Origin of the sequence: Paenibacillus sp. cl123 (assembly GCF_900101595.1) — a bacterium.
Lineage (GTDB): Bacteria > Bacillota > Bacilli > Paenibacillales > NBRC-103111 > Paenibacillus_G.
Genome location: NZ_FMYY01000030.1, coordinates 39511 through 53761 on the forward strand (window position 1 = coordinate 39511; position 14251 = coordinate 53761).

11 protein-coding genes are annotated in these 14251 nt (G+C 59.1%); 10 read left to right on the plus strand and 1 reads right to left on the minus strand.

The genetic code is table 11. The features are described 5' to 3' along the window. Positions 1-2586 carry a metallophosphoesterase gene (locus BLR08_RS27865; RefSeq protein ID WP_072337799.1) on the plus strand — a complete coding sequence of 862 codons (2586 nt, stop codon included), beginning with the start codon at positions 1-3 and terminating at the stop codon, positions 2584-2586. An 82-nt stretch (positions 2587-2668) separates the two neighbouring features. Here BLR08_RS27865 and BLR08_RS27870 read toward each other — a convergent pair whose 3' ends face one another. Then, on the minus strand, positions 2669-4066 hold the full coding sequence (locus BLR08_RS27870) for a HupE/UreJ family protein (RefSeq protein WP_072337800.1): 1398 nt from the start codon (positions 4064-4066) through the stop codon (positions 2669-2671). Between the two features lie 170 nt (positions 4067-4236). Here BLR08_RS27870 and BLR08_RS27875 point away from each other — a divergent pair, with 170 nt between their 5' ends. The 9 genes from BLR08_RS27875 to BLR08_RS27910 all read left to right on the plus strand — a co-directional run bounded on the left by BLR08_RS27875 (position 4237) and on the right by BLR08_RS27910 (position 14245). Then, the gene (locus BLR08_RS27875) at positions 4237-4971 is read left to right on the plus strand and encodes a GntR family transcriptional regulator (protein WP_072337801.1); all 735 of its coding nucleotides are present in this window, start codon (positions 4237-4239) and stop codon (positions 4969-4971) included. Positions 4972-5165: 194 nt separating this feature from the next. Beyond that, positions 5166-6113 carry an N-acetylmuramic acid 6-phosphate etherase gene (murQ, locus tag BLR08_RS27880; RefSeq protein WP_072337802.1) on the plus strand — a complete coding sequence of 316 codons (948 nt, stop codon included), beginning with the start codon at positions 5166-5168 and terminating at the stop codon, positions 6111-6113. A gap of 75 nt (positions 6114-6188) precedes the next feature. Continuing rightward, entirely contained in the window at positions 6189-7139 is a 951-nt protein-coding gene (locus tag BLR08_RS27885) for a carbohydrate ABC transporter permease (RefSeq protein WP_072337803.1), read from the plus strand. Between the two features lie 27 nt (positions 7140-7166). Beyond that, positions 7167-8006: a carbohydrate ABC transporter permease gene (locus BLR08_RS27890; RefSeq protein WP_072337804.1), complete on the plus strand. Its 840-nt coding sequence runs from the start codon at positions 7167-7169 to the stop codon at positions 8004-8006. A gap of 185 nt (positions 8007-8191) precedes the next feature. After that, on the plus strand, positions 8192-9526 hold the full coding sequence (locus tag BLR08_RS27895) for an ABC transporter substrate-binding protein (protein WP_083537536.1): 1335 nt from the start codon (positions 8192-8194) through the stop codon (positions 9524-9526). A 22-nt stretch (positions 9527-9548) separates the two neighbouring features. Then, positions 9549-10589, plus strand: a complete 1041-nt coding sequence (locus BLR08_RS27900) for an N-acetylglucosamine kinase (RefSeq protein ID WP_072337805.1) — start codon at positions 9549-9551, stop codon at positions 10587-10589. Between the two features lie 31 nt (positions 10590-10620). Beyond that, positions 10621-11367, plus strand: coding sequence for a sugar isomerase domain-containing protein (locus tag BLR08_RS27905; RefSeq protein WP_072337806.1), 747 nt, complete (start codon positions 10621-10623; stop codon positions 11365-11367). A 5-nt stretch (positions 11368-11372) separates the two neighbouring features. Next, entirely contained in the window at positions 11373-13520 is a 2148-nt protein-coding gene (locus BLR08_RS31345) for a DUF6259 domain-containing protein (protein ID WP_072337807.1), read from the plus strand. Further along, entirely contained in the window at positions 13517-14245 is a 729-nt protein-coding gene (locus BLR08_RS27910; RefSeq protein WP_072337808.1) for an MBL fold metallo-hydrolase, read from the plus strand. Before BLR08_RS31345 ends, BLR08_RS27910 begins: the two co-directional genes overlap by 4 nt. The last annotated feature ends 6 nt before the right edge of the window (positions 14246-14251 follow it).

The following is a 14251-nucleotide window of genomic DNA, read 5'->3' on the forward strand; positions in this document are numbered from 1 at the left end:
GTGAATATCCAAACCAAGGTTCACACGATTTTCATGCTGATCGGGTCCACCGAATGCGGCAAAACGACGTTTGCCAAGGAAGTGTTGATTCCCGGGCTTCGTTACGAAGATTTCGGCAGAAACGTCAGAATGAATGTCCAATATTTGTCTTCCGACCAGATTCGTCAAGAGATACTCGGATATGAATACGATAAGTACGATCAAATTATGCTTGAGGCCAGCGAACAAGCTTTCCATCTGTTATTTGAAAGACTAAGGATGGCGACGTCGTTTCCGATTAATGCCGAGTTTGTGGTCGTCGATACAACGGGGCTGTCCGAGGATTTCCGGGCCAAGGTGAAGGAAATCGCGTCTCAGAACAACTACAACCTGGAAGTCATTATCTTCGACTATCGCAAACGGGACGATTACTATGCATCGGAGCGTTCGAAGAAGCTGATTACCAGCCATATCAACCGGATGAAGAAGGATGTCCTGGGCTCGCTGGCACGCGAGGATTATGGCAAGATCCATAGAGTGCGCGCAAAGGACTTTTACGAAACCCAAGAGGGACGGTCAAATCCGGAATACAGGGTGATCATCGAGGATCTGGATGCTTATTTAGCGACTATTCTCCCTCAGGACCAGCAGTACATCATTATCGGAGACGTTCATGAATGTGTGGACGATTTGAAGGGGCTGTTGCTGGACCATGGGTATAAGCTGAATGAGGGTAAGCTGGTTGTGACGGAAAAGCTGAAGCAAACGAAGATTATTTTGGTAGGGGATTGGCTGGACAAAGGGAAGCAAACGAAGGGTATCATTCAGTTTCTGTATGATAACCGGGAGCATATGTACCTGGTCCTCGGCAACCACGAAAACTTCGTCGACAAATATATCAAGGGCGACATCAACGGTGTCGATCAAGAACTGCTACATACGTATTTTGATTCATCCCAGGTCTTAGTAAACGATGCGGAACTGCAGGAGAAGTTCCAGCATCTGGTATCGGTGTCGAAGCCATTTTATCGCTATATAGGGGCGAAGGGGTCGTCCTTCTACGTTACGCATGCTCCATGCCGGAACAAATATATCGGGAAGCTCGATCCGAATTCCTCCCGGCATCAGCGAAATTTTCGGATTGACCGGGAGACGCCGCTGGAGGGGCAGCTTGCTTTTCTCCGGGAAGAGGCGGTGAAAAATCATCCGTACCATGTGTTCGGCCACATAGCGGCCAAGCAGCCATTTCGAATAGGGAACAAAATTCATCTGGATACCGGCTGCGTACACGGCAATCTGCTGACCTCTGTCATTATTACGTACAAGCCTTTTATGAAATCACATAAGTCTCATCATTCCGTCATTGCCGAGGAGCTGCATACCTTATTCAAGGAAGAGCGGAAGGTAGCGATTCGTGATCTTGGCGAAGATGACCTCCGCAGACTTCATTACTGCTCCAGAAACAAAATCAATTTTATCTCAGGAACGATGTCCCCGGCGGACAAGAACGGGGAGACGAATGAGCTGGAGTCTTTACAGCGCGGTTTGGATTATTTCAGAGAGCGCGGAGTCGGACATGTGGTTTTGCAGCCCAAATATATGGGTTCAAGGTGCAATATTTATTTGCACAAGGATATGGAGCGCAGCTTCGGTGTCAGCCGCAACGGATATAAGATCAGCCAAGTCGATTTATCTGAGATTTACGGCCATCTGCTGAGCAAGTTCGGGAGCTATATGGAGGAACAGAAGATAACAATGCTAGTTCTCGATGGAGAGCTTCTTCCTTGGAAGGCGCTGGGCGAAGGATTGATCGCAAGACAGTTCCAGCCTATTGAGAAAGCATTGGAGACAGAGCTTGCGTTCCTGCAAGAAAATGGGTTTGAAGAAGCCTATCATAAGCTCATCTCCCATTATGAAGCGAGCGGGTTTGAAAAAGATCAGCATCATACGGCGAAGTCCGCTTTAAGCGACAAGTACGGTCCGCATGTGTATCAAAATTATAAGTACGTCCATGACATTCGCGAAAACTATGTCCCTTTATCGGAACATATGCAGGCTTATCAAACGTACAGAAGGCAGTTAGAGCTGTATGCGCAAGACGAAACCATGGCCTATAAACCGTTTGCTGTCCTGAAAATCATCTATGAAGACGGACAGGAAGCAACTCCGCAATGGAGCACTTCCGAGATGTACGGCTTTGTGTCGGAGGACGAGATGCTTGAACTGGATCTTCATGAGCCGGACTGTCTCGAGAAGGCTGATCGATACTTCTCCAAACTTACGCTGGAAAACCATATGGAAGGGGTCGTGATCAAACCGGAGCTGTGGAATGGGAAAACCGTCCCTTATATGAAGGTGCGGAACGCCGATTATTTATCGATCATCTACGGCTATGACTATAAGTTTCCTTATAAATACCGCAAGCTGCTCAAACAAAAAAATATCCTATCCAAGCTGCGAACGTCGCTCAATGAATACCGGCTTGGCATGCAAATGCTGGCAGTGCCTTTTGAACAAATTTCTCCTGATCATGAGGCGTACAAAGAGATTGCGGCAAGTCTGCTGTTTGAGGCTGCGCAGGAGCGGGAGATTGATCCGAGGCTTTAAGCCTGTGTAAGCGCCTGAATCTTACTATGGATTCAGGCGCTTTTTATTAGGGGACGCCTGCGCAGCTGCCGCCCAGCCCTCCCTACAACAACCGCTCCACCGCCCAGAGCATGCCCATGGTCAAAATCGCCGTCGAGCCGAAGGCGAAGCCCCGCCGGTACAATCCGCTGCCTTGAAACGCCTTGAGCAGCGGACTGGCTGCCGCGATCAGGGCGAGCTGGACGACCTCGATGCCCAGATTGAAGCTGACGAGCGATACGGCCAGATGCGAGGGAGGAATGTCCAGCTCGGACAGAATGCCGGCGAATCCGAGTCCGTGCACAAGCCCGAACACAAAGGTAAGCTGCCAGCGCCGTCCCCGGTTGAGGTCGCACAGATTCTCTACCGCCACGTAGACGATACTGAGCGCAATTAGCACCTCGACCGCCCGCGAAGGCAGCGGGTTCCAGCCAAGTACGGCGAGCGTAAGCGTCAGGCTGTGGGCGATCGTGAAGGCGGTTGCAATCTTCGCGTAGTCGAGCAGCTTTTGCTTGCGCAGCAGCAGGGCGAGCAGAAACAGCAGGTGATCGTAGCCGGTCAAGATGTGGTGGATGCCGAGCATGAAGAAGGAGCTCCAGGAGGAGGCGCCATCCGGCGGCACAACGCCGGATCGCGAGCCGCTGTTGTTCGATCCGGGCAAGCCGCCCGCCACTTGGCCTTCCTCCTCGCGGCTAAGACGAATGCCCTGCCCGTCCGCGATAAAGGAGGCCGTGCGCCATTCGCCGCTCAGCGCCTGTTCGGCGACATGGGTGCCAGAGCGAATGACCAGCATGTCCACGTAGGTCGTACCATCATCCTTGTACAATCCGTCCGCATAGCGAAAAGCGGTCGCATCCGGCGGTACGGCGTAGCGGATGTCGGCGACGACCATCCGTTTCCCGCCTCTAGCCTGCAGGGAGACGGCGGCTGCTTGGCCGGTGAGCGGCGCATTGGCAGCGGACAGCGACAGATTAGAGAGAAGCCAGGCCGCGATGGCGTCCCGCGCCTGCTCCGTCTCGGCTGCGTCCAGCCCGTTGTCGCCGTTCAGATCGACGCCTGGGACCGATTCGATGACCGATAAGTCGTCGACGGCAAATACAAGCTCGGCCGAGCCGGGCTGCAGCCGCAACTCGCTGCTGGCGACGCTGAGCGGGTGGGCGGAGGCTGTGGGCAAGAGCTGGAGCGGCAGAACAAGCAGCGTAAGCGCCAAAGCCAGCACCAGCAGGAGCCGCACTGGCGGACCTAAAGAAGGCGCGGACGGCAATCCCGCTAGTTCAGGCCGTCCCGGCAGGCGAGGTCCTGCGCCGCCTCCGGGGGTGGCGGCCCTGCAAGCCGTCAGCCGGCTTCGGCTTCTGCTCATCGCGGAGCGGACTAAGAGCAACGGGAAAGGCGGTCGCTCGGCGCAGCGGCCCGGGGTGGCAGCCTTGCACATGCGCAACCATGGAGCGGAAAAAAGATTCATCATTGGCCTCCTAGCGTAGGTTGGGGTAGGATCGTGCGAAAAAAAATTTTTCGTCAGGAAGGAATATGAGCGCGGATATCAAATTATATAACATATAGTGGTCTATACGTCTACATTTCTAAAGGCATAAGCCATTAATATTTCGTAAAAGGAAAGTTGGTTGCTATCCGATGAAACCTAGCTTGAACAAAAATATTCCCGTACCCCTGTACTTTCAATTGAAGCAGTATTTGATCGAACAAATCGACAGAGGGGAGATGAAGCCGGGAGACAGCATCCCGTCCGAGCGGGAGCTGAGCGAGGAATTCGAGATCAGCCGCATGACCGTGAGGCAGGCTGTACTGGAGCTGGTGAACGACGGCCGGCTCGTCCGCGAGCAGGGCAAGGGAACCTTTATCGCCCAGCCGAAAATCAGCCAAGGGCTGTTCCGGCTGACGAGCTTCAGCGAAGATATGATCAGCCGGGGCATGAAGCCCGGCGCGTATGTTGTGGACGTGGTTGTCAGCGAGGCGTCCGCGACTGTGCAGGAAGCGCTCAAGCTGAGAACAGCGGCCCCGGTCATTATCCTTACCCGTGTGCGGCTCGCTGACGGCAAGCCGATGGCGCTGGAGGTGACGCACTTGCCGCTGCGCCGGTTCGAGGGCTTGGAGCGGGAGAATTTCGAAGGCGTGTCGCTGTACCGGCTGCTGGAGAGCAAGTTTGGCGTGAAGCCGGCCTCCGCTTCCCAGACGATCGAGGTGGGGATGCCGAACGCCCGGGAGATGAACCTGCTGCATGTGAGCGGTGAGGTGCCGATGCTGCTTATCAAACGGGTTACCTGCGACGAAGACGGCGTGCCGTATGAGTTTGTCAAATCGATCTATCCGGGAGACCGGTACAAGTTCCATGCGGAACTGGTCCGTTAGCCGATGCTGGCGGATCTTCCGCCTCTATCCTAACGTGGGGGTGATGCGTAGAAGATTTACAAAAACTAAACGACAACACGGCAAAAGCTCTGATATGATGGATATGCAAGTTAATCATACATATAGTGGTCTATACGTATAATCCATTTATCAGGCGGAGCAAGGAAATTTGAAAAGAAAGCGGGGATGAGAAGATGAGTGCCAACAAGGAGCGTGCCGAAACGGAACGTCTGAAGGCTTTGGCCTCCGAGCAAGTCAATCGGCGATCCTCCGATCTGGATCAGATGACGACGGAAACGATTCTGCTGACGATGAACGACGAGGATCAGAAGGTGGCAGGCGCCGTGCGCGCAGCCATTCCGCAAATAACAGCGGCGGTTGAGCTGATCGTCGGGAGATTCCGGCGGGGGGGACGGCTGATCTACGTCGGCGCGGGCACAAGCGGCCGGCTGGCCGTCATCGATGCGCTGGAATGTCCGCCGACATTCGGCACGCCGGAGGGGCAGGTCGCCTTTGCGCTGGCCGGAGGCCCGGCTGCGATGCTGCTGGCGGAGGAAGGAGCGGAGGACGACGCGGCGCGCGGGGCCGAAGACCTTCGCAGCCTGGAGCTTGGCGCCGACGACTGCATCGCCGCGGTCAGCGCCAGCGGGCGCACGCCCTACTGCATCGGCGCCCTGCAATATGCGCGCAGCGCGGGCGCGGCGACGATCGCCGTCTCCTGCAATGCGAACGCCGCGATGAGCGGGCTGGCCGACGCGGCGATCGAGGTGCTGACCGGCCCAGAGGTGCTGGCCGGCTCAACCCGGCTGAAGGCCGGCACGGCCCAGAAAATCGTGCTGAACATGCTGAGTACGGCCAGCATGGTCCGCACCGGCCGTGTGTACGGCAACCAGATGGTCGATATGCAGCCGTCCAACGGCAAGCTGAGGCAAAGGGCCGTGCAGATGACGGCAGACATCGCCGGAGCGAGCGAAGAGCAGGCGAAGCAGGCGCTTGAGGCGGCCGGCTGGAGCATCAAGCGGGCGATCGTCTGCCTGATGGCGGGCGTCGATCCGGGAGAGGCCGAGCGCAAGCTGGCGGCCGCCGGCGGATTTTTGCGGACGGCCGTTACGCCGGAGCTCAGGCCGGACCGGCCGGTGTAGTCTCCGTCCGCGCACGCGCCGACACGGGGCCTTTTTTGAAGCAAAGAATCGAAATCCGGAAAGGGGTATTCGTTTATGGCCTCCATCACGACCGACACAGGCGACCGCGCGCGGGCATCGTTGCCGCCAGGCGTCCGGCTGCGCCGCTTTCTGAACCGGGAGGGCGTGGCCGGCTGGCTGTTCATCCTGCCTGTGGTCATCGGGGTTTCCATTTTTACTTACGCGGCGCTGATCTACTCGTTCTATTTGTCGCTGACCGACTGGGACCTGCTTCGCCCACCGAAGTGGACCGGCATGTCCAATTATCATACGCTGCTGACCCGCGACGAGGAGTTTTTCAAAGCGCTCCGCAACACCTTGTTTTTCGTCGTCACGCTTGTTCCGGTGGGCATCGCCGCCGCCATGTCGATGGCTATTCTGCTGAACCGCAAGATCAAGGGCATCGGCTTTTTCCGCGCCGCCTACTACATGCCGCACATCACCTCGACAATCGCCATCGGCATGGTATGGATCTGGATGTTCAACCCTGACGTGGGGCTGATCAACACAGCGCTGAAGGTTATCGGCGTCTCCCATCCGCCCGACTGGCTGAGCAGCGTCCATTGGTCGAAGCCCGCGCTGCTGATCATGCGCATCTGGCAGGTGACCGGCTATTACATGATTCTGTACATCGCCGGGCTGCAGACGATTCCCGACGAGCTGTACGAAGCCGCTTCCATCGACGGAGCGACGAGCTGGCACAAGGCTCGTTATATCACGGTTCCGCTGCTGGCGAACACGACCTTTTTCGTCACGATCATGCTGACCATCGAGTCGTTCAACATCTTCGAGGCCGTGTTCGCGATGACGGAGGGGGGCCCTGGCGGCTCGACCAACACGCTGCTCTACTACATATACACGGAAGCGTTCAAGTCGTACCGGATGGGCTACGCCTCGGCGATTTCGTGGGTGCTGTTTGTCATCATTTTCTGCCTGACTTTGGTGCAATTCAGCTTGCGCCGCCGAAAAGAACGCGACCGCATGTAACCCGAGACCAAGGAGGGGCGACCCGTTATGAAGACCCGGCAAACGCTGATCCATACGGTGCTTTACGCCGTGCTGATCGTCATTGCACTCATTATGATTTACCCGTTCCTCTGGGCGTTCACGGCTTCCTTCAAGACGAGCGTCCAAATTTTCAACGGCAATCCGTTCGATCTGATTCCTAAGCCGTTTACGCTGGATAACTACGTGCGCGCATGGACGGTGCTGCCGTTTTACCGTTTCGTGCTGAACTCGCTGATGCTGTCCATTATCGTGCCGGCCTGCATCATCGTGCTGGCGTCGCTGGCCGCTTATTCCTTCGCCCGGCTGAACTTCAAGGGCCGCGACTTCGTGTTCCTGTGTCTGCTTGGCGTGATGATGATGCCCGGACACATTACGCTGATTCCGAACTACTCCCTGATGCGGATGCTCGGCTGGATCAATGATTACCGGGCGCTGATCGTGCCGATGATTTTTCAGGGCTCGCTTGTGTTCAATATTTTTTTCATGCGGCAGTATTTTCTGGCGATCCCGAAGGAAATGGACGAGGCTGCGATCATCGACGGCTGCAGCCGGTTCGGCGTCTGGTGGCGCGTCATCATGCCCAACGCACGGCCTGCGCTGGCGACGATCGCGATCCTGTCCTTCGTCTCCGAATGGAATACGTTCCTGTGGCCGGTTATCGTCATTAACGATTATTTGAAAATGCCGATCCAGGTCGGGGTGTCTTACTTCAAAGCCAATGTGAACGACTGGGGTGTTCTGATGGCTGCGACGACGATGGCGATCGTGCCGCTGATTATCGTCTTCGGCGTGTTCCAGAAGCATTTCATCAAGAGCATGCTGACCTCGGGCCTGAGCGGCAAATAAGGCATGAAGCTGAAGCGCCGCGGAGAGGATGTGATGCCGGTAGCCCCGGGCGGGATGCGGCGGACGGCGCGTGACAGGGCCGGACTTGCAGCTGCAAAAAGGGGCCAAAGCGTAAGGGAAGCCGGGAACGAGGCAAGCTGATAAGTTTAACGCTAGTAAACTTTCAAAAAGGGAGTTAGACGATCATGCTGAAAATGAACAAGAAATCGAGATTTCACCCTGCGGCTTTTATGGCCGTCATGCTGATCTTCCTGATCGCCGTCGCCGGTTGCTCCGGCGGCAGCGGTGCGAGCACGAAAAACCCCGCCGACCCGCCCGCCGGAAACACAGGCAGTTCCGGCTCATCCGCGAGCAATACGCCCAAGACGAAGCAGAAGGTGCAGGTGATGTCCTGGTGGGACTTCACGACCTCGGAGCCGCTGAAGCAGCTCAAGGCCAAATTTGAGGAAATGAACCCCGATCTGGAGCTGGAGTACATGCAGATCGGAACCGGCTACGCCGACAAGGTGCTGGCGATGGTCGCAGGCGGCGGCGCTTTGCCCGATGTCATGATGCTTGCGATGGATAAGGTGCCGGTATTCGCCGATAAAGGCGCTATTTTATCGCTCGAGAAATATGTGACCAAGGAGTACACGAGCGGCCTGTACCCGGTCGTATCGGATGCGCTGACGTTCAACGGCAAGCCGTACGCGGTCGCCCGGGACATTACGAGCAAGGTCATGTTTCTGAACAAAAAAGTGTTCGACGAAGCCAAGGTGCCGTATCCCGGCGCGGACTGGACGATGGAGGACTTCCGCAACACGGCTAAGCAGCTGACGAAGAAGGACGCCGCATGGGGGTTCTACTTCCCGAAAAACGCTGACGGCTATACCCACTTCCTGTACGCCATGGGCGGCGGTCTTGTCACCCAGGACGGCAAGTCGCTGCTCGCCAAGAAGGAATCGGGAGACGCACTGCAATTTTTGCAGGACATGATCGTGAAGGATCAATCGGTCATGTCGGAGACGCAAGCGCAGCAGTTCGGCAAAACCGACATGGCGGTGTTCATCGCCGGCAAGGCGGGCATGATCGCGGGCGGACTGTCCTATACGGCGTCGTTCAAGCAGGCGAACGTCGAGTATCTGGTGCGGCCGCTGCCCAAGAAGGATAAGACGACCAGCACGTCGTTTGTCAATTCGTGGGTCATCCCGAAGGGCGCCAAAAATCCCGATCTCAGCTGGAGGGTGCTGCAGTTTTTGAGCTCCAAGGAGGCGCAGCAAATCGCGCTGGATACGGCGATGGGCCTGCCCGCATCGAAAAGCGTAGACACCACGGCGTTTCTCAAGCAGCATCCGGACAATAAATATTTCATCGAGTCGCTTGGCTACAGCGTTCCTTTCCCGACTCCGGTGTACGGGGCCGACTTCAATGCGGAGGTGCAGAAGCAGTTCGACCTGATGTGGCTTGGCCAAAAGTCGGTCGCCGACTCCGTGGCGGCCGTCGAGAAAGCGGCGCCGAATGTGCTGGCCGGCAAGAAATGACGGGTAGAAGGAGCGGGCAGCCATGTACGTCATAGGTGTGGACGGCGGGGGGACGAAGACGGCGGCTGCCGTCTCCGATCTCGCCGGCAATGTGCTTGCCGTGGCACAGGGTCCGGGCTCGAATCCGAACTTCGTCGGCCGGGACGGAGCGTTCGGCACCTTGCGCGCCGTGATCGCCGAAGCGCTGGAGCGGGCTGGCGCTCCGGAGCCGGCCGGCGGTGCTGCCGGCCTTGCAGGGCCGGAGCCGAGCGGCGGGGAACGCTCCCGGGAGGACGGGGAGCGGCTCGTCCGCTCGGCTGCGGCCGGAGAGATCAGGCATGCGGCGCTGTGCGTGCCGGGGCTCAGAGGCTGCGAACGGGAGGCGGCTGAGGCGTCCGGGCTGCCGCCGGAGCGCCTTTCGTTTGACTCTGATGTGCGCAGCACGTTTTACGGCGCGCTTGGCCGGGAGAGCGGCCTTGTGGCGCTGGCCGGCACGGGTTCGTTCGTATTTGGCGCCAATGCGGAAGGAGCGGAAGCCCGGGCCGGCGGCTGGGGACCGGTAATCGGCGACGACGGCAGCGGCCAGATGATCGCGGTGCAGGCGCTGCGGGCCGTCGGTCTTGCCTTCGACGGGCGGGGCCCGGCTACGGCGCTCACGCAGCACGCGCTTCGCTACTACGGCGTGAGGGATGCGCATGCGCTGAAGTCGGCGGTGCGCCTGGACAACGTCAGCAAGCTGACATATGCCGTTTGCGAGGCCGCGGATGAAGGGGATGCTGTCGCGGCAGCGATTCTTGCCGAAGCCGGCCGCGCGCTCGCGGACATGGCCGCAGACGTGGCGGCCCGGCTCGGCATGACGGACGACGGCGGCTGGGAAGCGGCGCTGACAGGCGGACTGCCGCGCATCGGCGAGCGCTACGTGCGGCCGTTCGCCGAACGGCTGGCCGAGCGCTGCCCGTCGGCCCGCGTGGTCCCGCCGCTGCTGCCGCCGATCGGCGGGGCGCTGCTGCTGGCGCTGCGGGCCTGCGGCGTGCCGTGGTCGCCCGCGCTGCTTGAGCGGCTGCATACGAGCCTGGAGGCTTAGGCCGACATTCATACATGAGGAGGGGACGGACATGCTGGTTCAGCAATATTTTGCCAATATGAAGCAAGTGCTTGAGCGCATCGAAGCGACCCAACTGGGTCCGATCGAGGAGGCGGCTGTAAAGATCGCCGACAGTCTGGAGAACGGAGGCATCTGGCATCTGCTGGACACCGGGCATATGCTGATGCACGAAGCGGTCGGACGGACGGGCGGCATGATGGCGGTGCGCCCGGTGAAGGTGACGGTCGAGGTAGACAATCCGACCCGATACCGGGAGGAGGATATCTCCAAGAAGAAGCGGGTGTTTATGGACGAGGTGGCGGGCTTGCCGGCGTTTATCGTCGGCAAGAGCAAGATGATGCCGGGCGACGTGCTGATGATCGGCTCCGTGTCGGGCATTAATATTTTGCCGGTGGAGATGGCGCTTTACGCCCGGGAGATGGGCATCACGGTCATCGCGCTGACATCGGTCGAATACTCGGGCTTCTTGAAGCCGATGCATCCGGGAGGCAAACGGTTGTATGAGGCTTGCGACATCGTGCTGGACAACTGCAGCGGCATCGGCGATACCGTCGTACAGGTGGAGGAGCTCGGCCAGGGGTTATGCCCGTCGTCCGGCATTGCCGCCGCCTATATCATGTGGGCGCTGCAGACGCGCGTCGTCGAGCTGCTGCTCGCCCGGGGCAAGCAGCCGAGCGTTTATATCAGCAACCATATGCCGGGTGCGGGCAAGCATAACAGCGAGGCCTGGTCCCGCTACGAGAAGGAAGGGTACTGAAGCCGATGGTCATCACTATCGATAACGGATATCTCTCGATCTCCTTCGACGAGCGCACCGGGGAGCTCGTCTCGCTGCTGAATCGGCTGACGGGCGACGAAGCGGTGAAGCACAAAACGGCGCAGCCGTTGTTCAAGCTGTACGCACGCGAGCGCGGGGTCAAAGAGGGCGAGCGGACAGCGCTGCTGCCGGGCGCGGTGCGCAGCGCCGCGGTCGGCGAGGCCGACGCCGGCGGCGCGCGCAAGCTGACGCTGGAGCTAGAGGATGCCGCCGTCGCCGACGACGGCGATGGGGCGGGCGCGAGCTTGCGCCTCATGGCCCGGATAACGGTCGAGCTGGCGGCGGACAGCTCCGAGAGCGTCTGGACGCTGGAGCTGGAGAACCGTGACGCCGGTTACGATATTGTCGAGGTGCTGTTCCCGTATGTGCGGGGGCTCGGCCTCGGCGATCGCTGGGACGACGACACGCTGGTTTACCCGCATCATGCCGGAGAGAAGACGGATAATCCGGTGGCGCAATACGCCTCGGAGAAATACCGGAAGTTCTGGCGCGCCGAATCGGTTGCCGAGCCGGACGGCACATACAGCAGGGAAATCAACTATTGCGGACTCGCCTCGATGACGTGGATGTATTTGTACGACCGGGAGCATGGTCTGTACTTCGGCTCGCATGACGAGCGGTTTCCGCTCACCGGCCTGCGGGTGGAGACCGGGGGGCCGGAGCAGCCATGGATGGGCTTCGCTTTTCGCAAATATACGGTCATCCGCGAGGGTCGGACATGGTCCTCCGGACCGGCTGTCATCGCGCTGACCGACCGTGACTGGCATTGGGGAGCGAAGCGCTACCGGCAATGGATCGATCGCCACATCGATATGCCGGCGCATCCGGAGTTCCTCAGCCGGGAATACGTGCTGAATCAATGCTACAACTTCAAGCGGGGCGACGATATCGCGAGCCGCTTCGCGGATATTCCGGCGATGTTCCAGGCCGGCCGGGAGCAGTACGGCATGAACCATATGTTTATCGCCTCCTGGAACCGCAAGGGCTTCGACCGCGATTATCCCGAATACCAGCCCGACATGGAGCTGGGCACGCCCTGGGAGCTGTATGAAGGCGTTCGCGCGGTTAACGACGGCGGGGGCTTCGTCACCTTTTATATCAATGCGCGCATTTTCGATAAGGATCATGATTTTTTTCCGACCTTGGGGACGAAATGGGCGATCAAGGATCATAATCAAGCTTTTATGAACGAAACGTACGGGCCGGTCGAGTTTACCGTCTCCTGCCCGTCTCATGACGAATGGCAGCAGTATATCGTCGATACGGCGCGGTGGATGGTGCGCAGCTATGGGGCGACGGGCATTTATCTGGACCAGCTCGGCTCGGCCGATCCGTACCCCTGCTACGATGCGGACCATTCGCACGGCGATATCGGCGAATTCAACACCGGCTATCTGCACGTCCTGCGCGAGCTGCTGCCTGAGGTGCGCCGGCTGAACCCGGACGGCTTCCTTATGATCGAGAACTGCGGCGACATTTACGGCAGCTACGTATGGGGCAACTTGACCTGGAACGGCGAGCGCTATGACGAATTTTTTAATATGTACAAATATACCTTCCCGGAATATGTGCAGGTGAATATGGTCAATCCGCGCCGGGAGCTGGAGGGCGAAGCGCAGGAGACCAAGCTGCGCTGGGACATTGCCCGGGCGACGCTGATCGGCTCGGTGTTCTGGATCGGCATGTACCGTTTCGCCGGCGAGGGAAATGCCGGGATGCGGCGGTTTCTGGAGCGCTCGCTGGCGCTTCGGGCAGAGCTGCAGCCTTATATCGCGCAGGGCGTATACGCGGATGCCGAAGGCGTACGGGCGGCAGCGGAAGGACTGGACGTGGCCCGCTGGCGGCTGGCTGACGGAAGCGACCTGTATATCGTCTCCAATCTGGACGGGCGCGAAGGCGCTTACTTTGAAGCGGAGCTGACGGACGATGCGCATGCAGCGATGGAGATGGTATGGGGCGGCGACATGGATGGCGACACCCGTCCGCAGCCAGTCGCCTGCACGGCTCTGGACGGCGCGCTGCGCGTGCCGGTGCCGCCTGCGGCGATCAGCTACCGGCTCGTTCGGCGGCGCGGGGAGGAGGTTCGGCAATGAAGCTGACCGTATTGGGCCGATACGGCACCTTTCCCGCGGCTGGCGGGGCCTGCTCCGGCTATTTGCTGGAGCGGGCGGGCAAGTTCGTGCTGCTCGACTGCGGCAACGGCGTTATGAGCCGCCTTCAGAACTATTGCCGTCTCGAGGATCTGGAGGCGGTCGTGATCACTCATCTGCATGACGACCATGCCGGGGATTTGCGCATTCTCAAATATGCGATTGAAACAAAACGGGCGTTCGGCACGATGGATCATCCGCTCCGGGTATTTATGCCCCGGGAGCCGGATGAGCTGTACCGCGGGCTGGTTTACCCCGAGGCGTTCGACATGGCTCCGATCGGGGAGGATGCCGTCCTGGAGCTGGCCGGGATGACATTCCGCTTCGCGCCGATGCGGCACTCGATCCCATCCTTTGCGATAGCGGCAGAGGCGGACGGGAAGCGGCTCGTTTATTCCGGCGACACGGTGCCGCACGACGGCTTGACCGCCTTCGCGCGCGACGCCGACGTGCTGCTGTGCGAGGCGACCACGGCCGTCCGCGGGCCGGTTCCGATCCCGCACATGACTGCCGGGCAGACGGGCCTGACCGCCCGCGAAGCCCGGGTCCGCCGCCTGCTCCTCACCCATCTGTGGTGTGAGGAGCAGGCGGGGCGATGCCTGGCCGAGGCGCAAGCTTATTACCCGGAAGCTGAGGTGGTGGAGGAGCTGCAAACTTACGAGATTTAAAAGTCC